At 61.5% G+C, this 21,240-nt stretch carries 22 protein-coding genes; 7 read left to right on the top strand and 15 right to left on the bottom strand.

Features of this window, described 5'->3' with window-relative positions:
* Positions 1 to 32 precede the first annotated feature (32 nt).
* The 7 genes from purH to tyrS all read right to left on the bottom strand — a co-directional run bounded on the left by purH (position 33) and on the right by tyrS (position 6,296).
* Positions 33 to 1,619 (bottom strand): bifunctional phosphoribosylaminoimidazolecarboxamide formyltransferase/IMP cyclohydrolase, encoded by a 1,587-nt coding sequence (gene purH, locus AC07VH_RS24190; protein ID WP_475414626.1) that lies wholly within the window; start codon positions 1,617 to 1,619, stop codon positions 33 to 35.
* Positions 1,620 to 1,726: 107 nt separating this feature from the next.
* Positions 1,727 to 1,960, bottom strand: a complete 234-nt coding sequence (locus AC07VH_RS24185) for a helix-turn-helix domain-containing protein (RefSeq protein ID WP_008445162.1) — start codon at positions 1,958 to 1,960, stop codon at positions 1,727 to 1,729.
* A 168-nt stretch (positions 1,961 to 2,128) separates the two neighbouring features.
* Entirely contained in the window at positions 2,129 to 3,169 is a 1,041-nt protein-coding gene (gene dusB, locus AC07VH_RS24180) for a tRNA dihydrouridine synthase DusB (protein ID WP_494788536.1), read from the bottom strand.
* A gap of 105 nt (positions 3,170 to 3,274) precedes the next feature.
* Positions 3,275 to 3,919: a histidine phosphatase family protein gene (locus AC07VH_RS24175; protein ID WP_489628907.1), complete on the bottom strand. Its 645-nt coding sequence runs from the start codon at positions 3,917 to 3,919 to the stop codon at positions 3,275 to 3,277.
* Positions 3,920 to 3,922: 3 nt separating this feature from the next.
* Entirely contained in the window at positions 3,923 to 4,555 is a 633-nt protein-coding gene (locus AC07VH_RS24170) for a YbhB/YbcL family Raf kinase inhibitor-like protein (RefSeq protein ID WP_475414623.1), read from the bottom strand.
* Between the two features lie 32 nt (positions 4,556 to 4,587).
* On the bottom strand, positions 4,588 to 5,034 hold the full coding sequence (gene dtd, locus AC07VH_RS24165) for a D-aminoacyl-tRNA deacylase (RefSeq protein WP_070290004.1): 447 nt from the start codon (positions 5,032 to 5,034) through the stop codon (positions 4,588 to 4,590).
* On the bottom strand, positions 5,031 to 6,296 hold the full coding sequence (gene tyrS, locus AC07VH_RS24160) for a tyrosine--tRNA ligase (protein WP_152253547.1): 1,266 nt from the start codon (positions 6,294 to 6,296) through the stop codon (positions 5,031 to 5,033). Before tyrS ends, dtd begins: the two co-directional genes overlap by 4 nt.
* Before the next feature lie 154 nt (positions 6,297 to 6,450).
* Here tyrS and AC07VH_RS24155 point away from each other — a divergent pair, with 154 nt between their 5' ends.
* Positions 6,451 to 7,818: a M23 family metallopeptidase gene (locus AC07VH_RS24155; protein ID WP_070289999.1), complete on the top strand. Its 1,368-nt coding sequence runs from the start codon at positions 6,451 to 6,453 to the stop codon at positions 7,816 to 7,818.
* 140 nt (positions 7,819 to 7,958) lie between these two features.
* A complete protein-coding gene (locus AC07VH_RS24150) occupies positions 7,959 to 9,053 on the top strand; it encodes an anhydro-N-acetylmuramic acid kinase (protein ID WP_494788535.1) in 1,095 nt (364 codons plus the stop codon).
* A gap of 65 nt (positions 9,054 to 9,118) precedes the next feature.
* On the opposite strand, the gene erpA is transcribed toward AC07VH_RS24150, so the two are convergent.
* From erpA to rplM, 5 genes are all read right to left on the bottom strand, one after another.
* Positions 9,119 to 9,481: an iron-sulfur cluster insertion protein ErpA gene (gene erpA / locus AC07VH_RS24145; protein WP_029496047.1), complete on the bottom strand. Its 363-nt coding sequence runs from the start codon at positions 9,479 to 9,481 to the stop codon at positions 9,119 to 9,121.
* Between the two features lie 98 nt (positions 9,482 to 9,579).
* Positions 9,580 to 9,969, bottom strand: coding sequence for a bactofilin family protein (locus AC07VH_RS24140; RefSeq protein ID WP_326458174.1), 390 nt, complete (start codon positions 9,967 to 9,969; stop codon positions 9,580 to 9,582).
* Positions 9,970 to 10,059: 90 nt separating this feature from the next.
* A complete protein-coding gene (argC, locus tag AC07VH_RS24135; protein ID WP_494788534.1) occupies positions 10,060 to 11,097 on the bottom strand; it encodes an N-acetyl-gamma-glutamyl-phosphate reductase in 1,038 nt (345 codons plus the stop codon).
* A 170-nt stretch (positions 11,098 to 11,267) separates the two neighbouring features.
* Positions 11,268 to 11,660: a 30S ribosomal protein S9 gene (gene rpsI, locus AC07VH_RS24130; RefSeq protein ID WP_010393285.1), complete on the bottom strand. Its 393-nt coding sequence runs from the start codon at positions 11,658 to 11,660 to the stop codon at positions 11,268 to 11,270.
* 9 nt (positions 11,661 to 11,669) lie between these two features.
* Positions 11,670 to 12,098, bottom strand: a complete 429-nt coding sequence (gene rplM / locus AC07VH_RS24125; protein WP_010393282.1) for a 50S ribosomal protein L13 — start codon at positions 12,096 to 12,098, stop codon at positions 11,670 to 11,672.
* Positions 12,099 to 12,323: 225 nt separating this feature from the next.
* Between rplM and AC07VH_RS24120 the strand changes: the two genes are divergently transcribed.
* A complete protein-coding gene (locus tag AC07VH_RS24120; RefSeq protein ID WP_475414619.1) occupies positions 12,324 to 12,746 on the top strand; it encodes an OsmC family protein in 423 nt (140 codons plus the stop codon).
* Positions 12,747 to 12,854: 108 nt separating this feature from the next.
* On the opposite strand, the gene coq7 is transcribed toward AC07VH_RS24120, so the two are convergent.
* The gene (coq7, locus tag AC07VH_RS24115; RefSeq protein WP_099665519.1) at positions 12,855 to 13,499 is read right to left on the bottom strand and encodes a 2-polyprenyl-3-methyl-6-methoxy-1,4-benzoquinone monooxygenase; all 645 of its coding nucleotides are present in this window, start codon (positions 13,497 to 13,499) and stop codon (positions 12,855 to 12,857) included.
* Positions 13,500 to 13,586: 87 nt separating this feature from the next.
* Positions 13,587 to 14,018 carry a hypothetical protein gene (locus AC07VH_RS24110; RefSeq protein ID WP_489628913.1) on the bottom strand — a complete coding sequence of 144 codons (432 nt, stop codon included), beginning with the start codon at positions 14,016 to 14,018 and terminating at the stop codon, positions 13,587 to 13,589.
* Positions 14,019 to 14,166: 148 nt separating this feature from the next.
* On the opposite strand from AC07VH_RS24110, the gene AC07VH_RS24105 reads away from it, so the two are divergent.
* From AC07VH_RS24105 to AC07VH_RS24090, 4 genes are all read left to right on the top strand, one after another.
* Positions 14,167 to 14,946: an ABC transporter ATP-binding protein gene (locus tag AC07VH_RS24105; protein WP_489630895.1), complete on the top strand. Its 780-nt coding sequence runs from the start codon at positions 14,167 to 14,169 to the stop codon at positions 14,944 to 14,946.
* Between the two features lie 3 nt (positions 14,947 to 14,949).
* Positions 14,950 to 16,146: an ABC transporter permease gene (locus tag AC07VH_RS24100; protein ID WP_475414616.1), complete on the top strand. Its 1,197-nt coding sequence runs from the start codon at positions 14,950 to 14,952 to the stop codon at positions 16,144 to 16,146.
* A 158-nt stretch (positions 16,147 to 16,304) separates the two neighbouring features.
* The gene (locus AC07VH_RS24095) at positions 16,305 to 17,198 is read left to right on the top strand and encodes an ABC transporter ATP-binding protein (RefSeq protein WP_475414615.1); all 894 of its coding nucleotides are present in this window, start codon (positions 16,305 to 16,307) and stop codon (positions 17,196 to 17,198) included.
* Between the two features lie 10 nt (positions 17,199 to 17,208).
* Positions 17,209 to 20,787, top strand: coding sequence for an ABC transporter permease/M1 family aminopeptidase (locus AC07VH_RS24090; protein WP_494788533.1), 3,579 nt, complete (start codon positions 17,209 to 17,211; stop codon positions 20,785 to 20,787).
* Positions 20,788 to 20,846: 59 nt separating this feature from the next.
* Here the strand turns inward: AC07VH_RS24090 and AC07VH_RS24085 are convergent, their stop codons facing one another.
* On the bottom strand, positions 20,847 to 21,230 hold the full coding sequence (locus tag AC07VH_RS24085) for a hypothetical protein (RefSeq protein WP_494788532.1): 384 nt from the start codon (positions 21,228 to 21,230) through the stop codon (positions 20,847 to 20,849).
* Positions 21,231 to 21,240: the final 10 nt, after the last annotated feature.

Genomic DNA, 21,240 nt, shown 5'->3' with positions numbered 1-21,240 from the left:
CGCTTACCGCTAATCCGACCTACTCTTCACTATCAATGACGGAAGTGACGCGTTCCGGTATACAACATGACCACGCCGCGCTCGTCCGCCGCATCGATCACTTCCTGGTCGCGCATGGAGCCGCCCGGGTGGATGACGCAGGTCGCACCCGCGTCGACGACGACGTCGAGGCCGTCGCGGAACGGGAAGAAGGCGTCCGACGCCACCACGGAACCGGTCAGCGACAGGCCCGCGTTTTGCGCCTTGATGGAAGCGATGCGGGCGGAATCGATACGGCTCATCTGGCCGGCGCCCACGCCCAGGGTCATGTTATTGCCGCAGAAGACGATGGCGTTCGACTTGACGAATTTTGCCACTTTCCAGGCGAACATCAGGTCGGACAATTGCTGCGGCGTCGGCTGCAGCTTGCTGACCACGCGCAAGTCGCCGATGCCGACGTTTTTCGCGTCCGGCGATTGCACCAGCAGACCGCCGCCCACGCGCTTGAAGTCCATGGCGTTGACGCCGCTGCCCAGCGGAATTTCCAGCATGCGCACGTTTTGCTTGCTCGACAAAATCTGTTTCGCTTCGGCGGAGAACGACGGGGCGATCAGCACTTCGACGAACAGCTTGGCGATTTCGCCGGCGGTGGCGCCGTCCAGTTCGGTATTAAACGCGATGATGCCGCCGAATGCCGAGGTCGGGTCCGTCTGCAGGGCGCGCGCATACGCTTCAGCCGCGTTCTTGCCCAGGGCCACGCCGCATGGGTTCGCGTGCTTGACGATGACGCAGGCGGCGCTTTGTTCGAAGCCGCCCAGGCTCTTCACGCATTCCCAGGCCGCATCGGCGTCGGCGATGTTGTTGTACGACAATTCCTTGCCTTGCAGCTGGCGGTAGTTGGCCAGCGCGCCATCGGTGGTGACGAGGTCGCGGTAGAAGGCGGCGCTCTGGTGCGGGTTTTCACCGTAGCGCATGTCTTGCACTTTCTCAAATGCAACGTTGAGGATTTGCGGATAGGCGCCGCGCTCGGCGTGCACCTTCGTCGGGCCCAGGCTGGTCAGGTAGTTGGTGATGGCGCCATCGTATTGCGCCGTGTGCGCAAAGACTTTTTTCGCCAGCATGAATTTGGTGTCGTAGCTGACGTCGCCTGCCTTGCCGTCGGCCGAGCGGATTTCCGCCAGCACCGCGTCGTAGTCGGTCGGATCGCAGATGACGACCACGTCCTTGTGGTTCTTGGCCGCCGAACGCAGCATGGTCGGGCCGCCGATATCGATGTTTTCGATCGCGTCTTCCAGGGTGCAATCGGCCTTGGCGACCGTGCCCTGGAACGGGTACAGGTTGACCACCACCATGTCGATGGTCGGCATGTCGTGCTCGACCAGTTTCGACATGTGCTCAGGGAAATCGCGGCGCGCCAGGATACCGCCGTGCACTTTCGGGTGCAGGGTCTTCACACGGCCATCGAGCATCTCCGGGAAACCCGTGTAATCGGCAACTTCCGTGACGGGAACACCGTTGTCTGCCAGCAATTTGGCGGTGCCGCCGGTGGACAGGAGGTTGACGCCGAGGGCGGACAGGGCGCGGGCGAAGTCGAGAACGCCGGTCTTGTCGGAAACGGAGAGGAGAGCTTGTTTGATCATGGCTGTGGCTAGGTGGTTAAGTGTTCTTGGCGAATGGCGCAGCAGTCAGCTATCAGGCTGGGGCCGCGGCGGCGGATTCAAATCTTGGCGTCACTTGCATGCCGGCATTACAGCAAACCGTGCTCCTGCAATTTCTTGCGCAGGGTATTGCGGTTGATGCCCAGCATCTGCGCGGCGTGCGACTGGTTGCCATCGGCGCGTGTCATCACGACTTCCAGGATGGGCTTTTCCACGGTCAGCACGACCATGTCGTAGATATTCGATGCTTGCTGTTCGCCCAGGTCATTGAAGTAATCTTCTAGACTTTTCTGTACGACTTCCTGAATGCTTTCTTTGCTCATTTTTATGCTTCAACCGGCTGAACACCTGGCCATCCGGCGCCGCGTCGCTCATGCGGTCCGCGTGCTGCCCTCTTGCCTCGGTGTTGTAATTAATATTGCATGACGCTCTGTATAGGCGCTCGCCCTTGTACTGCTGCTAACTGGTTTACCCTGCTTGTTGCTATCTGCTCATGCTGCCGTGGCCGTTTCTACCAGGCCACTTTCACTGGATTCGGAGAGGCGGTATTGTAACCGTTCGCCAAATTTCCATTGCGACTCAAAAAATTGATCGACGGCCAGCAATTGCGCGTCCGTCGACTCCAGCAAGTTCATTTCCTGACGGAACGCTTCGCCGCCTTCCAGATCCTTGACGTACCAGCCGATATGCTTGCGCGCCGTGCGCACGCCGAGGAACTCGCCATAAAACGCGTAATGGGCGCGCAAATGCTCATCCATCAAGGTACGCACTTCATCCACGTACGGCGCCGGCAACAAGGTGCCGGTGCGCAGGAAATGGTCGATTTCGCGGCAAATCCACGGCCGACCCTGCGCCGCGCGGCCGATCATGACGGCATCGGCGCCCGTTTGATCGAGCACAAAGCGGGCCTTTTCCGGACTGGTAATGTCGCCGTTGGCCACCACGGGGATGCCCACCGAGGCTTTTACGGCGGCAATGGTTTCATATTCGGCATCGCCCTTGTAGCCATCGGCGCGCGTGCGGCCGTGCAAGGTCAGCATCTGGATGCCCGCTTGCTCGGCGATGCGGGCGATGGTGAGAGCATTCTTGTTGGAACGGTTCCAGCCCGTGCGAAATTTCAGGGTGACGGGCACGTCGACGGCATTGACGACGGCGTGCAGGATCTTTTCGACCAGGCTTTCATCTTGCAGCAGGGCCGAACCGCACCAGCTGTTGCACACCTTCTTCACGGGGCAACCCATGTTGATGTCGATGATCTGCGCGCCACGGTCCACGTTGAACTTGGCGCAGTCGGCCAGGTCTTGCGGATCGGCGCCGGCGATCTGCACGGCTTTCGGCTCCATTTCGCCGTCGTGGTCCGTGCGGCGCGCGCTTTTTTCCGTTGCCCACAGGCGCGGATTCGACGCCGCCATTTCCGACACGGCATAGCCGGCACCCAGCTGCTTGCACAACTGGCGGAAAGGCCGATCCGTCACGCCCGCCATGGGAGCGACGAAAACATTGTTGCGCAGAATGTGAGGGCCGATTTGCACTGAAGAACCTGGAATGGACGGAGGAACCTGCTATTTTAACCGATTCCCTGCCTAATTAATAAGCACTATTTTTTTGGCTCAGTGCGTCAGAGTGAGGATGGGGCCTTAGCCCAGCTCGTCCATCGCGGGCGCGCTCAGGTGCTCGATGTTTCCCCAGTGCACCAAATGCAGCTTGCCGTCCGCATATGAAAACCGGTTGACGCTGGCATTCTTGACCTGGAAGTCGCGCGGGCTGTCGAGCGTCATGCCGACCGCCTCGCGGTAAGCGCACTCGAGTACGCCGCCGTGGGCGACGATGGCGATCGTCTGGCCGTCGTATTGCCGGGCCCAGCGGGCGATGGCGCCATTCGCGCGCGCATAGAACTGGCGGAAACTCTCCGCGTCGCGCTCGCCCGACGGCATCACGGCATCGATCTGGCGCGATTGCCACTGCGCATACTCGTGCGGATAGCGCGCGGCGATGTCCGCGTACAGCAAGCCTTCGAAAGCGCCATAGCAGCGCTCGCGCAGCAAGGGGTCCGTCTGCACGGGCAAGTCTTGCACGTCGGCCACGGCTTGCGCCGTCTGCTGCGCGCGCTGCAAGTCGCTGGCGATGATGGCGGCCAGCGGTTCGTCCGCCAGCGCCTGTCCCAGTGCGGCCGCTTGCGCCAGGCCCGCCTCGTTCAGGGCGATGTCGATATGGCCCTGCAGGCGGCGGCCCGCATTCCAGGCCGTTTCGCCATGGCGTATCAATAAAATCGTGGTGCTCATGCTTTATTTCTTCAGAGTAAGTGCCAGCTCGGGGTTGAGCGAGTAGGCGACGACGAGCTGGGCTTCGTCGAGGATGTGGCCGTAGAGCGCGGCATGCGCTTGCTGCCCCGTAAAGCGCTCGGGCAAGGCCAGCTGCGGCACGTCGAGCGCATACAGGCGGAAGATGTAATGGTGGATGCGCTCGTCATTCCACGGCGGGCATGGGCCATCATAGCCGTAATAGTCGCCGGCCATGGCGGCATCGCCGGCAAACCAGGCCGTGTAGTCGTTGATGCCCTGGCGTAGCCCAGCACTTGCGGCCTTGCCGCGCGGCGTGATGCCGCTGGAAAATTCTCCGGCAGCAATAGAACGCATGGCGGGCGGCAAGTCGAGCAAGCTCCAGTGATAAAAGTCGCCGCGCGGCGCCGTCAGCGGCAGGGATTGGTCGTCGCGGTTGACCAGGCTGGCGTCTTGCGGCGCATCGGGGTCGATGCAGAACAGGGCCAGCGACTCGGTGCCGTTGGGCACCTCGTCCCAGGCCAGGTGGGGATTGCGGTTGCCGGCGAGGCGCACGCGGTTGGCCGGATCGATCTCGGCAAAGGCATGGTCAGCCGGCATCAGGCCGCCATCACGAAACGTCTCGCTCCACAATTTCATCGCTTGCTCCCCTTGTAGTTATTGTTTTGTACTTATTTAGCGTTCACTTGCAGCCAGAATGTCACGGGCCCGTCATTCGTCAGCGACACCTGCATGTCGGCACCGAACTGTCCCGTTTGCACGGTCGCATGGCGGCCGCGCGCCTGGTCCACGAAATGCGTGAACAGGCGCAAACCATCCTGCGGCGCGGCCGCCGGCGTGAACGACGGGCGCGTGCCGGACTTGGTGTCGGCCGCCAGGGTGAACTGCGGCACCAGCAGCAAGCCGCCGGCCACGTCCGTCACGCTGCGGTTCATCTTGCCCGCCTCGTCGGCAAACACGCGGTAGCCGAGCAGTTTGGTCAGCAAGGCGTCCGCTTCCTTCTCCGTATCGCCCCGCTCGGCGCACACGAGCACCATCAGGCCAGCGTCGATGGCGCCGACGGTGGCGCCGCCGACATCGACTTTCGCCTGGGTAACACGTTGCAGCAGCGCGATCATGCCGTCAAGGTGACGCGCGCGAAACTGCGCTTGCCAACTTGCAACACGAACTGACCGGCTTCCACTTGCAAGCCCTTGTCGCTGATGACGGTGCCGTCGATGCGCACGCCGCCCTGGTCGATCTTGCGCATGGCTTCCGACGTGGACGGGCACAGGCCCGCCTGTTTCAGCAATTGCGGGATGCCCAGCGGGGCGCCGGCCAGGGTCACTTCCGGGATATCGTCGGGAATGCCGCCCTTCGAGCGGTTGACGAAATCGGCCAGCGCATCTTCGGCCGCCTGCTGCGAGTGGAAGCGGGCGACGATCTCTTGCGCCAACGCAACCTTGGCGTCGCGCGGATTGCGGCCTTCCTCGACTTCGCGCTTCAGCTGGGCCAGTTCGGCGATCGAGCGCCACGACAGCAGCTCGTAGTAGCGCCACATCATGACGTCGGAAATACTCATCAGCTTGGCGAACATGGTGTTGCCCGGTTCCGTGATGCCGATATAGTTATTCTTCGACTTGGACATTTTTTCCACGCCGTCCAAACCTTCCAGCAGCGGCATGGTCAAAATACACTGCTGCTCCTGTCCGTACTGCTTTTGCAGTTCGCGGCCCACCAGCAGGTTGAATTTCTGGTCCGTGCCGCCCAGTTCCAGGTCCGATTTCAGGGCCACCGAGTCGTAGCCCTGCATCAGCGGGTACAGGAATTCATGCACGGAAATAGGAATGCCGCCCTGGAAGCGCTTGGTGAAGTCGTCGCGCTCGATCATGCGCGCCACCGTGTAGTGGGAAGCGAGCTGGATGATGCCGCGCGCGCCCAGCGGATCGCACCACTCGGAGTTATAGCGGATTTCCGTCTTGCTGGCATCCAGCACTAAAGATGCTTGCGCGAAATACGTCATCGCGTTAATCTCGATCTGTTCCTTGGTCAGCGGCGGACGCGTGACGTTGCGGCCCGAAGGGTCGCCGATCATGGAAGTAAAATCGCCGATCAGGAAAATGACTTGATGGCCCAGGTTTTGCAGCTGGCGCATCTTGTTCAGCACGACAGTGTGGCCCAGATGCAAGTCGGGTGCAGTCGGGTCCAGGCCCAGTTTGATGCGCAGTGGAACACCGGTTTTCTCGGAACGCGCTAATTTTTGCGCAAATTCGCTTTCGATCAAGAGTTCGTCGACGCCACGCTTGGTAATCGCGAGGGCTTCTTGTACTCTGTCCGACAGCGGAAGCGCGGTCTGAGCGGCGTTAGCCTTTGTAGGCGATGCGGTGGTGTTGATTTCCATAAAATTTGACTGTAGATCTCAAAATGGTAGTAGGTTTGCGGAGTTTGTTATAATGCTCGATCCCATCAATCTTGCCGTATGAAAACGAACCAAAATAACAATAACAAAGAGCACTAGTTCACGAATCGTTCAAGGGCAAATTTTAACTGATTGCATGAACCCTATACATAAAATCACAGGCTCACGCTTGTACACACAGCTGACGACGACACGCAAGGCACGCATTATCGGCGCGTCCGCAGTGCTGCTCGCCGTGGCCGCCTTCGGCGCGGTCGCTGTGTCGCCCATGGCGCCAGACGCATCGGACTTGCCGGTCACGTCCATCGCGCAAAACCTGGAAATGCCTGATCTCGCCTCGCAAATTTCCGCGATGGAACAGGTAGACCAGAATTTCACCCACGAAGAAAAAGTCCGCGCTGGCGATACCCTCGCCACCCTGCTGACCCGTCTCGGCGTGGATGATCCGGCGGCCGCCAATTTCATCAAAACCGACAAGATCGCGCGCGGCGTGATGTTGCTGAAATCGGGCAAGCGCGTGCAAGCGCAAACGACCGAAAACGGCGACCTCAACTGGATGCGCGCCACCCTCGTCGACGGTACCGACAAATCGGTCAAGAACATCCTGATCACCCGCAAGGGCGACAAGTTCGTGGCCACGGAAGTGGCAGCCCAGCTGGAACGCCGCGTTGAAATGCACGCGCGCAAGATTACTTCCACCCTGTTCGCCGCCACCGACTCCAGCCTGGACGGCACCCGCCTGCCAGACTCGATTTCCGCGCAAATCGTGGAAATGTTCTCGACCAATATCGACTTCCGCTCCGATCTGAAACGCGGCGACTCGTTCAATGTGGTCTACGAAACGTTCTGGCAAGATGGCGAATTTGTCCGAGCGGGCCGCATCCTGGCCGGTGAATTCACCAACCGCGGCACGACTTACCAGTCCGTTTGGTTCGAAGACCCAGCCAGCAAGCAAGGCGGCGGTTACTACAGTTTCGACGGCAAGTCCCTCAAAAAAGCCTTCCTGAAATCCCCCCTCGAATTTTCCCGCATCTCGTCCGGTTTCTCCATGCGCGTGCACCCGATTTCCGGCAACTGGAAAGCGCACAAGGGCATCGATTTCGCCGCAGCAACGGGCACGCCCATCCGCGCTTCCGGTGACGGCGTGGTCGATTCCGTCGGCAGCCAGAACGGCTACGGCAATGTTGTCGTCCTGAAACACTGGGCCAACTACAGCACCGCCTACGCCCACATGAGCCGCTTCGCTTCGGGCTTGAAAAAAGGTCAAAAAGTCAGCCAGGGCGACGTGATCGGCTACGTCGGCACCACCGGCTGGTCCACGGGCGCCCATTTGCACTATGAATTCCGCGTCGGCGGCGTGGCACAAGACCCAAGCAAGCTGAACGTGCAAGCCCAGGCGCCGCTGACGGCTGCCGAGCTGAGCCGCTTCCGCATGGTGTCGGCCGACATGATGCACCGCTTCACCCTGCTGCGTCCGAACGACACGGCACTGGCGTCGCGTTAAACGACATCGCAACACTGCCTTCGGGCAACATATAAAGGCACCGCCCATGCAGATGGCCGGTGCCTTTGTTTTTTCCCGCGTGCGTACGGCACAAATGCGGCACAATGCATCCCATCACTTACGCACTCAAGGACAACCCCATGCTGTATATCGGTCTGATGTCTGGCACCAGCCTGGACGGCGTCGACGGCGCGCTGGTCGACTTTTCCGACGATGGCGGCGTGCGCAGCCTGGGCGACGCCTACATTCCCTTTCCCGCCAGCCTGCGCGACGACCTGATGGCCTTGCAAAGTGCTGGCCAGAATGAAATCGAACGCGAAGCACTGGCAGCCAATCAGCTCGTGCGCCATTACGCCGACTGCGTCGCCCTGCTATTGAACGACGCGGGCATCGGCCCGGACGCCATCGCCGCCATCGGCGCGCATGGCCAGACCATCCGTCACCGCCCCGAGCTGGGCTTTACGCGCCAGTTGAACAACCCGGCCTTGCTGGCGGAACTGACGGGCATCGACGTCATCGCCGACTTGCGCAGCCGCGACGTGGCGGCCGGCGGCCAGGGCGCGCCGCTGGTGCCCGCTTTTCACCAGGCCATCTTCAACTTGCCCGGCCACACGCGCGTGCTGGCCAATATCGGCGGCATCAGCAATATCAGCGTGCTGCACGCGGACGGCACGGTGACGGGCTACGACACGGGCCCCGGCAATGCGCTGATGGATGGCTGGGCATTGCGGCACCTGGGCCAGCCGTATGACGCCAACGGCGCCTGGGCCGCCACGGGCAAAGTCTTGCCTGCCCTGCTGGCGGATTTGCTCGACGATCCCTATTTTGACTTGCCGGCACCGAAAAGCACGGGCCGCGACCTCTTTCACGCCGACTGGCTGCAAGGCAAGCTGGTGAATCACCGTGGCGCCCGGCCGGCCGACGTGCAGGCGACATTGACCCAGCTGACGGCCGCCAGCCTAGCACACGCCATCGCGCGCGACGGAGCGCAGGCGGAAACCGTGTACGTATGCGGCGGCGGCGCGCAGAACGCCAGCCTGATGGCGGCCCTGGCCGGGCAATTGCCGGGCATGGCGGTGGCATCGACAGAGGCGCTGGGCGTGGCGCCCAGCCAGGTCGAGGCGCTGGCGTTTGCCTGGCTGGCCTGGCGTTTTACGCAGCGCAAGCCGGGCAACTTGCCGGCCGTGACGGGTGCGGCGGGCTTACGCGTGCTCGGTGCGCTGTATCCGCGTTGAGCAGATGTAGAAACACAAATAGCGGATCAATGATCCGCTATTTTCTTGCTTGCCCCGTTTAGTACTTAAACGGAGAAGGACGAACCGCAACCACAGGTAGACGTCGCGGTAGGGTTTTTAATCACGAACTGCGCGCCTTCCAGGTCATCCTTGTAGTCGATTTCCGCGCCGACCAGGTACTGGTAGCTCATGGAATCGATCAACAGCTGGACGCCGTTCTTGACCATGGTGGTGTCATCTTCGTTGACGATTTCGTCGAAGGTGAAGCCGTACTGGAAGCCGGAACAGCCGCCGCCCTGCACGAACACGCGCAATTTCAGGTCGGGATTGCCTTCTTCTTCGATCAGCTGCGCGACTTTTTCGGCGGCGCTATCGGTAAAGATAATAGGGGAAGGGATCACATCTTGCATTTCAGCGACGGCATTCATATCAGGCACTCCTACTAGAAAACATTAAGTCATTATAGACTGTTGGCGCAACTCGCGCTGCGGCCGCCGCTGGCACGGCTGGCCGGTGTTGTTCCTGCTCACATTTCCGACACGGCCAGGTGCAGCACGGGGTCGGCGCTGTCGTGGCGACTGAGCTTTCCTTGCACCAATGCGCCGCTGTGCATTTCCAGCACTTTGTAGTAGACCTCTCCTACAATGCGGGCTTTGGGCTGGATTTCAAGCATTTCGGACACATACACGGGGCCGTTGATCTCGCCGCTGACGACCAGGCTCGAACAGCGCACCTCGCCATCGATGCGCCCTGCCTCGCCCAGCACCACATGCGTGGGCTCGCCCGCCTCGCCCGTGACGTTGCCGCGCACATGGCCATCGATGCGCAAGCCCCCGCAAAACAGCAAGTCGCCCTCGATCCGCGTGGAAGCGCCGATCAGGGTGTCGATGGGATTTTTCGCGTTGCGCTCGAACATGAACGTCATCCTGTCGGGGTAGGTGGCAGTCCAATTTAGCACAGGTCCGGCAAAAAGGCGCCGGACCTGCGCAAGCCCGGGCGCCTATTTTTATGGCAGCAGGGCGATGTGTTGCAAACCGGCCGTTTCTTTCAAGCCAAACATCAAGTTCATGCACTGCACGGCCTGGCCCGATGCGCCCTTGACCAGGTTGTCCTGCACCACCAGCACGATGACGGTATTGCCGCCTTCGGGACGGTGCAAGGCCAGGCGCAGCATGTTCGAGCCGCGCGTGGAGCGCGTTTCCGGATGCGCGCCGAATGGCATCACGTCGACGAACGGCTCGTCCTTGTATTGCGCTTCGAACAAGGCTTGCAGTTCTTCATTGCTGACATCCTTGTTCAGCTGCGCGTACAGGGTCGAATGCATGCCGCGGATCATCGGCACCAGGTGCGGCGTGAAGGTCAGCGCCACCTTGTCGTCCGTGAAACGCTGCAGCTGCGCCGTCGTTTCCGGCAGGTGGCGGTGGCCGGCCACGCCGTAGGCCTTGAAGCTGTCGCTGCTTTCCGAGAACAGGATGCCGATTTCCGCCTTGCGGCCGGCGCCGGACACGCCCGACTTGCAGTCGGCGATCAAGCCGCCCGCATTCACCAGACCCGCCTTGAGCAGCGGATAGAAGCCCAGCTGCATGGTGGTCGGGTAGCAACCGGGGTTGGCGATCAGCCTGGCCTGCCTGATGTCTTCGCGGTTCAGTTCCGGCAAGCCGTACACGGCCTCGGCTATCAGTTCGGGCGCCGTATGGGGAATCTTGTACCACTGCTCGAACTTGGCCTGGTCTTTCAGGCGGAAGTCGGCGGCCAGGTCGATGACCTTCACGCCGGCGGCCAGCAAGGCAGGAGCTTGCGCCATCGCAACACCATGCGGGGTGGCGAAAAACACCACGTCGCACTGTTCCAGATTCGCCTTGTCCGGCGAGGAAAACGCCAGCTTCACGTGGCCGCGCAGGGAAGGATACATGTCGGCAACGGGCAAGCCATCTTCCTTGCGCGAGGTAATCGCCGTCAACTCGACATCTGGATGGGTAGCGAGCAAGCGCAGCAATTCAACGCCCGTGTATCCAGTGCCGCCGACGATGCCAACTTTGATCATGTTCTTTCCTTGTGTATAGATTGCATAAAGATGAAGGGAAACGCTGCCCCTGCGGGTTTTCCGCGTATTTTACAGCGCAACGCAGAGTCACGCTGAAATGCAAAAAAGCCGCGGGACCGAAGTCCAGCGGCTTTTCGACCAGCACCCCGGAAGGCGCTGTAGCGTAGAAATTAACGCTTCGAGAATTGCTTTGCGCGACGTGCTTTGCGCAGACCAACTTTTTTACGCTCGACTTCACGTGCATCGCGGGTCACGAAGCCGGCTTTCGCCAGTTCCGGTTTCAGCGCTGCATCGTAGTCGATCAGAGCGCGGGTGATGCCGTGACGAACTGCACCAGCCTGGCCCGACTCACCGCCGCCATGGACGTTGACTTTGATGTCGAAACGCTCGACATTGCCGGTCAGTTCCAGAGGTTGACGGATGACCATCAGACCCGTTTCGCGCGAAAAGTATTCGTTTGCTGGTTTGCCGTTAACAACGATCAAGCCTGTGCCAACTTTGATAAAAACCCGAGCCACTGCACTTTTGCGACGGCCGGTTCCATAATTGTAATTACCGATCATGTCAGTTCCTTAGAGAACAAGTGCTTTAGGTTGCTGAGCAGCGTGCGGATGGGAACCTTCCGCGTACACTTTCAGCTTCTTGATCATTGCGTAGCCGAGTGGGCCTTTAGGCAGCATGCCCTTGACCGCTTTCTCAAGCGCGCGACCTGGAAAACGCTGTTGCATTTTCTGGAAGTTGGTTTCGTAGATGCCGCCTGGATAGCCAGAGTGACGGTAGTAAATTTTCTCAGTTGCTTTGGTACCGGTCACACGCAGTTTGCCTGCGTTGATGACGACGATGAAGTCGCCGGTATCGACGTGAGGAGTAAATTCTGGTTTGTGTTTGCCGCGCAGTCGGAGTGCCACTTCGCTGGCAACACGTCCGAGGACTTTGTCCGTCGCGTCAACCACGAACCAATCGCGCTGGACTTCATGTCCTTTAGCGGAAAATGTTTTCATGTTGACTTCCTAATAGATTACACGCTCAAATGGTGGTTCCGCCGATGTTGCTGTGCGGACTCTGCCTTATTTACTTTTCCTGAGCGAACGGAAAGCCGACAAGTATAAGCGGCTTTGCCGTGCCGCGTCAAGCCGCAATCCAGGCAGGCTGCGGGCCGGCGGCCGGCACATGGATGGGCATTCCTCTATTACAATACAAAACGCTTACAATTTTCGGAGAGTACGATGGAATGCAAAGTCAGCTGGAATGGCCCGTCGGGCATGAGTTTTCGGGCAGAAACCGGTTCCGGCCACATGGTGACCATGGATGGCGCGCCCGAAGGCGGCGGCCACAACCTGGCGCCACGCCCCATGGAAATGGTCTTGCTGGGCACGGGCGGCTGCACCGCCTATGACGTGGTGCTGATCCTGAAACGGGGCCGCGAAGCCGTCAACGGCTGCGAAGTGACCCTGAAGGCCGAGCGCGCCGATACCGATCCGAAAGTATTTACCAAGATCCACTTCCACTTCACGGTGCGGGGCAAGGCCCTGAAACCGACGGCCGTGGAACGGGCCGTGGCTTTGTCGCATGACAAATATTGCTCGGCGTCCATCATGCTGGCGAAGACGGCGGAAATCACTCACTCGTTCGAAATCATCGAGGAGTAGGTCGGATTAGCGCGTGAGCGCGTAATCCGACGACACCCACGGCGCCAACAATGTTGTCGGCTTACGCGCTGCGCGCTAAGCGGACCTACCCCGAGCGATGCCGACGTGTTAGATGTAATACGCGGTCTTCGTCATCACTTTCCCCATGATGCCCATCAACGCCTTGACGGGCGCCGGGGTGTCGATGGCGCCCAGTCGCTGGGCGGCGGCGCCGTGTTCCACCTCGTCGATGGCCATCTGCTTGACGATGGCGCGCGACTTGGCGTCCTGCGGCGGCAATTCCTGCAGGTGGCTGGCCAGGTGCGCTTCCACCTGGCGTTCCGTTTCCACCACAAAACCCAGGCTGCGGCCGTCGCCCATGCGCGCGGCAATGGTGCCCAGCGCAAACGAACCCGCATACCACAGGGGATTGAGCAGGCTCAGACGCGAGCCCAGCTCCGTCAGGCGCTGCGCCGTCCAGGCCAGATGGTCTTCCTCTTCGCGTCCCGCCTCATCGAACTGGGCGCGGATGGCCGGGCTGTGCGCATAGCGCGCCTGCGAGTTGTACAGGGCTTGCGCGCACACTTCGCCCACATGGTTGACGCGCATCAAACCGGCGCTGTGGCGCTGTTCGGCCGGGCTCAGCTCCGCATCGGGCGCGTGCGCGGCCGGCGTGGGGCGCGAGGCCGAGGCCACGCCCGCGATGACGCGCAAGGCCTTGTCGGCGCCGACAATCAAACGATCCAGGGGGTCAAAATGGCGGTTCGCGGTCATCGTGGCTATGCTCATGAGTAGTAAAACATGAATTATAGGACGATCAGGGCCAGCCGTCCCCACGCCGCGCGCAGGGCGAACGGGGCTTTATTGACCTGTGCGCGCTTTTTCCTGCTCGATCCAGTCCACCACGGGGCCGACGGCGTCGAGGCCGGACAGGCTTTTCGCCACGCCCAGGTTCAGTGAAATCAGAAAAGAAATGCTGTCGACGGGAATGTCCCGGCAGTATTCGGCAAACGCGGCGCGAAAACGCTCCGATTGCAGCACGCGCAAGACTTTTTCGCCGCTCATGAATTGCAGCACGCTGGCGATGCTGTGTCCGCCGCCTATCGAGTGGTAGATAAAACGGTTGTACTTCGCGTCGATCTGCTTGAAATCGAGGGTTTCTTCCGTCATCAGGCCGGCCAGATAGTACAGCCCCAGGCTGACGCGGAAGAAACCGATGGCTTCGGCACTGGTCATGCCGGCGCGGGCCACGGCCAGTACCTTGTCCTGCATCGCCTGATCGATCGTTTGCATTGCGCTCTCCCGCGCCGTCCGCCGGCGCCCACCGGGCCAGCTTGCATGAAGATGCTGTTTTTTTCAATAGACCAAACGATATTTCCACCTTGCAAGTTACATTTTTTGCATGCTACTCTCGTTCTTCACCGTTGAATGGATGAAGCACATGATAGAGGTCAAGCACCTGGCAAAACGTTTCCGCATGCCGCCCCACAAGGGCAAGGGCGTGCACGTCAGCGATCCGCGCGAACACGAGGGCTGGTTCCACGCCGTGCGCGACGTCAGTTTCAGCTGCGCCCCGGGCGAAGTGCTGGGCTTGCTGGGGCCGAATGGCGCCGGCAAGACCACCACCCTGCGCCTGCTGTCGACGGCCTTGCAGGCGGACGCGGGCAGCGCCCTCGTCAATGGCGTCGACGTGCTGCGCCAGCCGCTGGTGGCGCGCCAGAGCATCGGCTTCCTGTCCGGCTCGACGGGCTTGTACGGCCGCCTGACGGCGCGCGAGAACGTCGAATACTTCGGCCGCCTGCACGGCATGCCGGCCGACCAGCTGAAACGCCGCTGCGATGAACTGTTTTCCCTGCTGCAAATGGAGGAATACGGCGGCAAGCGGGCCGATCAGTTGTCGACGGGCATGAAACAGAAGTGCGCGATCGCCCGCACCGTCGTGCACGAGCCGCAAGTGGTCATCCTCGACGAGCCGACGACGGGCCTGGACGTGATGTCGGCCAAGATCCTGCTCGACTTCATCGCCAGCTACAAGGCGCTGCGCGTGCCGCTGATCTTTTCCACGCACCACCTGCACGAGGTGGAAAAGCTGTGCGACCGCGTCTGCATCATCAACCGCGGCACCACCGCCTTCCATGGCACGGTCGACGAACTGCGCCACCTGGGCGGCAGTGCCGATCTGTACGACGCCTTTGTCAGCGTCATCAACCAGGGAGCCTGAACCATGTGGACCATTTATCTGAAAGAGTTGCTGGAACTCACGCGCGACCGCAAGACGCTGATCTTCACCATCCTCATCCCCATCTTTGCCATGCCGCTGATCTTTGGCGGCTTCGCATATGTCTCGAACAATATGTTCAAGAACGCCAAGACGGCGGAAATGCGCTACGCGCTGTTCGGCAAGGACCATTCGCCGGGCTTGAGCGCGCGTTTTGCGCAGCAGCACAACCTGCGCGAAGTGCCGCTGGCCAGCGAGGGGGAGATCCGCCGCGCCATCGGCGACGACAGCATCAAGTTCGCCGTCGTCATTCCGCCCCGCTTTGAAGAGGCGCTGCGGCAACAGCAGCAAGCCAAGGTCACCTTGCACTACAACAGCGCCAGCACGGTCGATGTGACCCAGCAGCGGGTGCGCGAGATCGTCGATGCCTACAACGCCAGCCTGCGTGAAAGCGCGTTGTCGGACCTGAACCTGAGTCCGGCCCAGCTGGCCTTTGCCCTGCATCCCATCGTGCTCGACAAGCAATCGACGGCCAACGAGCGCGAGCAGATGGGCGCCATCGTCGGCGGCATGCTGCCCTATCTGCTGCTGATGGTGTGCCTGACGGCGGCCATGTATCCGGCCATCGACCTGGGCGCCGGCGAAAAGGAGCGGGGCACCCTGGAAACCCTGCTGCTGGCGCCCGTGCCGCGCAGCGCCATCGTGCTGGCCAAGTTCCTCGTGCTGTTTACCGTCGGCATGACCTCGGCCGTGCTGATGGTGGGCAGCATGGGCGCGCTGCTGGCCATCTTCGGCAGCTCGCTCGAAGGCAACATGGCCGTCATGGTGCGCAGCATCGGCTTGCCCGACCTGGCCATGGTGACCCTGATGCTGGTGCCGACGGCCGCCATCTTCGCCTCGCTGCTGCTGTCGATCTCGATCTACGCGAAAAGCTACAAGGAAGCGGCCGGCATGATCACGCCCTTGATGCTGTTCGTCATCCTGCCCACGGTGGCGGCCATGCTGCCCGGCGTCGAGCTGAACTGGATATGGGCCATGGTGCCGCTGACCAACGTGTCGCTGGCCATGAAGGAACTGGTGAAAGGCACCATGGATTACCGCATGTTCGGCGTGATCCTGGCGTCGACCACGGTGATCGCGGGCGCCCTGCTGGCCCTGTGCCGCTGGTGGTTTAACCGGGAGTCGGTGCTGTTTCGCAACTAACACTTGCACGGCGCGCCGTCTGCCCCGTCGAACTGCACTCTGGGCACGCGAAAATGCCGTGTATCGCATGCAACTGCCCAGTGCGTCTTAAATTCAATACAATGCCAGCATAGAGTAGCCCTGTCGCATCGGGCAGCAACGCATGAGTTAGGAGTTGTATGGAATTGCAGATTCGCAAATTGTCGAAGACCTACGCGAATGGCGTGGTAGCGCTGGACAACGTTTCGCTGACGATACCGCCCGGGATGTTCGGCTTGCTGGGCCCGAATGGCGCCGGCAAGTCGACCCTGATGCGCACCCTGGCCACCCTGCAGGAATGCGATTCGGGCTCCATCTTCTTCGGCGACTATGACGTGCTCGACGACAAGGACGAAATCCGCCGCATGCTGGGCTACCTGCCGCAGGACTTCGGCCTGTACCCGAAAGTGACGGCCTACGAGCTGCTCGACCACTTCGCCATGTTGAAAGGGCTGTCGCAGCGGACGCGCCGGCGCGAGGTCGTCGATGGCTTGTTGCAGCAAACCAATCTGTTCGACGTGCGCCACCAGCGCCTGGGCGGCTTTTCCGGCGGCATGCGCCAGCGCTTCGGCATCGCGCAAGCCCTGCTGGGCGACCCGAAACTGATCATCGTCGACGAGCCGACGGCCGGCCTCGACCCGCAGGAGAGAGTCCGCTTCCACAATCTGCTGTCCGACATCGGCGAAGACAAGACGGTGATCCTGTCGACCCATATCGTGTCTGACGTGGCCGACCTGTGCGCCAACATGGCCATCATCAACAAGGGCCATTTGCTGCTGTGCGGCAAGACCCAGGAACTGATCGATGAAGTCAGCTGCAAGATCTGGGCGCGCTTTGTCGAAAAGAAAGAACTGGCCAGCTTCCAGCAACGCCACGCCGTCATTTCCACGCGCCTGCTGTCGGGCCGCACCCTGATCCACGTCTACAGCGACGACGACCCGGGCGACGGCTTCGAGGAAGCCATCGGCGACCTGGAAGACCTGTATTTCGCCACCATTGCGGGGCGCCACCGCGTCGCCCCGCAGTGCGACTGAGGGGGCGGCCATGTTTGCCATCGCCCGCTTTGAAGCGCGACAGCGGCTCAAGCTGCTGTCCACCTGGGTGTATTTCGCCATGTTTCTGGCGCTGGCCATGCTGTGGATGGCGGCCGCCGGCGGCGTCTTCAAGGAAGCGAGCATCAGTTTCGGCGGCAAGTTCCTGATCAACGCCCCCCGTTCGCTGGCGTTCACGTGCAGCCTGCTGGGCTGCTTCGGCGCCGTGGTGGTGGCCGCCATGATGGGCCGCTCGGTGCAGCAGGATTTCGAATACGGCATGCAGCATTTCTTCTTCAGCGCGCCGATCAGAAAATACCAGTACGTCTTTGGCCGCTTCCTCGGCGCCTACCTGGTGCTGGCCGTGGTGTTTTCCAGCATCGTGATCGGCGCCTGGCTGGGCGCCTGGCTGCCCGGCATCGATCCGGAACGGCTGGGACCGCAGCGGGCGCTGGCCTACCTGATGCCCTACGTCTTTACGCTGCTGCCGAACCTGTTCATCTTCGGCGCCATCTTCTTCGTCATCGCCGCGCTGACGCGGCGCATGCTGCCTGTGTACATCAGCTCGGTGGTCATGCTGATCGGCTACCTGGTGGCGCCGTCGCTGGCGCGCGACCTCGACTACAAGACCCTGGCCGCCCTGATCGACCCCTTCGGCACGACGGCGCTGATACGCCTGACGGAATACTGGCCGAACGCGGAGCGCAACACGCGCCTGGTGACGCTGGAGGGCGTGTACCTGCTGAACCGCGCCATCTGGTCCGGCTTCGCCCTGGTGGCCTTGCTGCTCGGCTACTGGCGCTTCCAGTTCCACGCCACGACGGACGCGGGCGCCACCCGGCGCCGCAGCGAGGGCGAGGCGCCGCAGCGTCTGTCGAACGCTTCGCTGTCCACGCAGGAAACGCCCGACTTCGTGCAGCGCAACCTGGCAGCCCTGCTCCTCAAGATGAGCTGGCTGAACCTGCGCGAAACCATCAAGAACATCTATTTTGTCGTTATCGTGCTGGCCGGCGTGCTGACCATGTATGCGGGCGCGCTGGACATGGGCTCCATCTACGGCACGAATACCTATCCCGTGACGGAAAAGGTGCTGGAGATGGTCAGCGCCTCGTTCGCCCTGTTCATGCTGATCATTACCACCTTCTACGCGGGCGAGCTGGTGTGGCGCGAACGGGAAGCGGGCACGTACCTGATGCTCGACGCCCTGCCCGTGCCGAACTGGCTGCCCCTGCTGTCGAAACTGTTCGCGCTGGTCGGCCTGCAAGCCTTGCTGAGCCTGATCATCATGCTGTGCGGCATGTCGATCCAGGTCTTCAAGGGCTATTACCGCCTCGACCCCGGCCTGTACGTGGAATCGCTGTTCCTGTCGCACCTGCCCTACTATGCGCTGGTCGCCGTGCTGGCCATCTTCGTGCAGGTATTGATCAATCACAAATACCTGGCGTATTTCGCCATGATTCTGTACCACATCGCCAGCATCAGCTTTTCCTCGCTGGGCCTGGGCGACCCGCTGCTGCTGTACGGCAGCACGCCGGATGTCGTATATTCGGCCATGAACGGCGCCGGCCACTTTGTGTTGCGCGAGCGCTGGTACTTGCTGTACTGGAGCGGCGCGGCCGTCATGCTGACGGTGCTGTCACTGCTGTTCTGGCCCCGCGGCGCGCAGGACAGCTGGCGCATCCGCCTGCGCCTGGCGCGCCACGGCCTCACGCATGGCGTGCTGGCCAGCTTTGCCGGCGGCGCCGTGGTCTTCGTCGGCGCCGGCGGCGTGCTGTTTTACGTGTTCCACGTGGCCAACGATTACCAGTCCGAATTTTCCCGCGACGGGGACCGCGCCAGCATCGAGCGCCAGTACCGCAAGTTTGCCGCCACGCCGCAGCCGAGAATCACCGACGTGAAACTCGACGTGGCCATCTACCCGGCGCAGCGCACCCTGGCCGTGACGGGCCGCTATGTGCTGCAAAACAAGACCAGCTTGCCGATCAGCCATATTTTTGTGCAACAAGACCCGACCGCCACCATGCGCCTGCGTTTCGATACGCGCGTGCATCCCGGCCTCGATGACGGCAAGCTGGGCTTCTACAGCTACCGCCTGGCCGCGCCGCTGGCGCCGGGCGCCACCCTGGGCCTCGATTTCGACATCCGCTACGCGCCGCGCGGCATCTTCGGCCTGGGCCAGGACACGCCCGTGGTGGCCAACGGCACCTTCTTCACGAATGCCGTGCTGCCGCACATCGGTTACCAGCCGCAACAGGAATTGACGGACCCGCGCGACCGCAAGAAACACGGCTTGCCCGCGCGCGAACGGGCCTTGCCGCGCGACGACCCGAAGGGATTGGCCGACAACTACATCAGCAACGACGCCGACCGCATCAACTTCGATGCCACCGTCAGCACCGTCGACGGCCAGACGGCCATCGCACCGGGCATGCTGGACAACGACTGGATCGCCAAGGGCCGCCATTACTTCCATTACACGATGGACCAGCCGATCCTGAATTTCTACGCCTTCCAGTCGGCCCGCTACGCCGTCAAGCACGAGCGCTGGCAAGACGTGGCCATCGACGTGTATTACCATCCTGGCCATGAATACAACCTCGAGCGTTTCGTGCGCGGCAGCAAGGAAGCGCTCGAGTACTACACGAAGAACTTCGGCCCCTACCAGCACAAGATCCTGCGCATCGTCGAATTCCCCCGCTACGCCACGTTTGCGCAATCGTTCCCGAACACGATACCGTACTCGGAAGGCCTGGGCTTCATCGCCAAGGTGGACGACAAGAACCCGAAGGACATCGACTATCCGTTCTACATCACGGCGCATGAAGTGGCGCACCAGTGGTGGGCGCATCAATTGGTGGGCGGCAATACACGGGGCGCCACCGTGCTCAGCGAAACCCTGGCCGAATATTCGGCCCTGATGGTGATGAAGAAAACCGCGGGGCCGGCCAAGATGCGCCGCTTCCTGCGCTATGACCTGAATCAATACCTGATGGGGCGCAGCGAGGAACGCAAGAAGGAACTGCCGCTGGCCGAGAATGAAAACCAGGCCTACATCCATTACCACAAGGGCAGCCTGGCCATGTACTTGCTGCAAGACATCATCGGCGAGGACAAGGTCAACGGCGTGCTGCGCGAGCTGCTCAAGACCTACGGCCAGAAAGGCCCGCCGTATGCGAGCGTGACGGCCCTGATTGCCGGCTTGCGCCAGGTCACGCCGCCCGAGCAGGCTTACCTGATCGACGACCTGTTCGAGAAAATCGTGCTGTTCGACAACCGTGCCCTGTCAGCCACGGCCACGAAACGCAGCGATGGCAAGTATGCCGTCACCATCAAGGTGCAGGCGGGCAAATTGACGGCCGGCGAACAGGGCGAGGAACACGACGCACCGCTGCACGACTGGATCGAGATCGGCGTCGACGACGCGAATGGCCATCCGCTGCTGCGCGAACGGCTGCGCATGACGGCGCGACAAGCGAGCTACACCGTCATCGTCGGCAGCCGTCCCGGCAAGGCGGGCATCGATCCGGACAACAAGCTGATCGACCGCAAGCCCGATGACAATATGGTCACCGTCGAGCTCGACGAACCATGACGAAAAATGGCCGCCCGTTTCAATGATGGGCGGCCATTTTTTTGCGTGTCACACGGGCATCAGGCTGCGGCGCAGCGCGTCACTAGGCTCAGGCTGATACCCATTTCCGTCAGGTGCTGCATGTCGGCCAGCGACAGGTCGAGCGGCGCATCGACCGTGTCGTCGCCATTCAGCTCCAGTTGCAGCTCGGCCACGATGCGCGGCATGGTGAACGTCACGCCGCGCGAGCGACATTCGGCCAGGTAGCTGCGTATGCGCGAGGGCAACACTTGCAACTTGGGCGCCTGCGCGATCAGCACTTCGAAGCCGGAATCGAGATGTACGCGATTCGCCCCCTTCGCCTCGCCCTTGCGCCATTGCCGTTCCGGCTCGGTGGGCAAGACTTCGAGGATGGATTTGAGCGTGGGGTCGTCCCCATGCACCGACAGCTTCGCCATATTCATATTACAAGAC

This window comes from Janthinobacterium sp. GW821-FHT03C10 (assembly GCF_059420865.1).
This window is presented reverse-complemented; position numbering and strand designations above follow the sequence as displayed.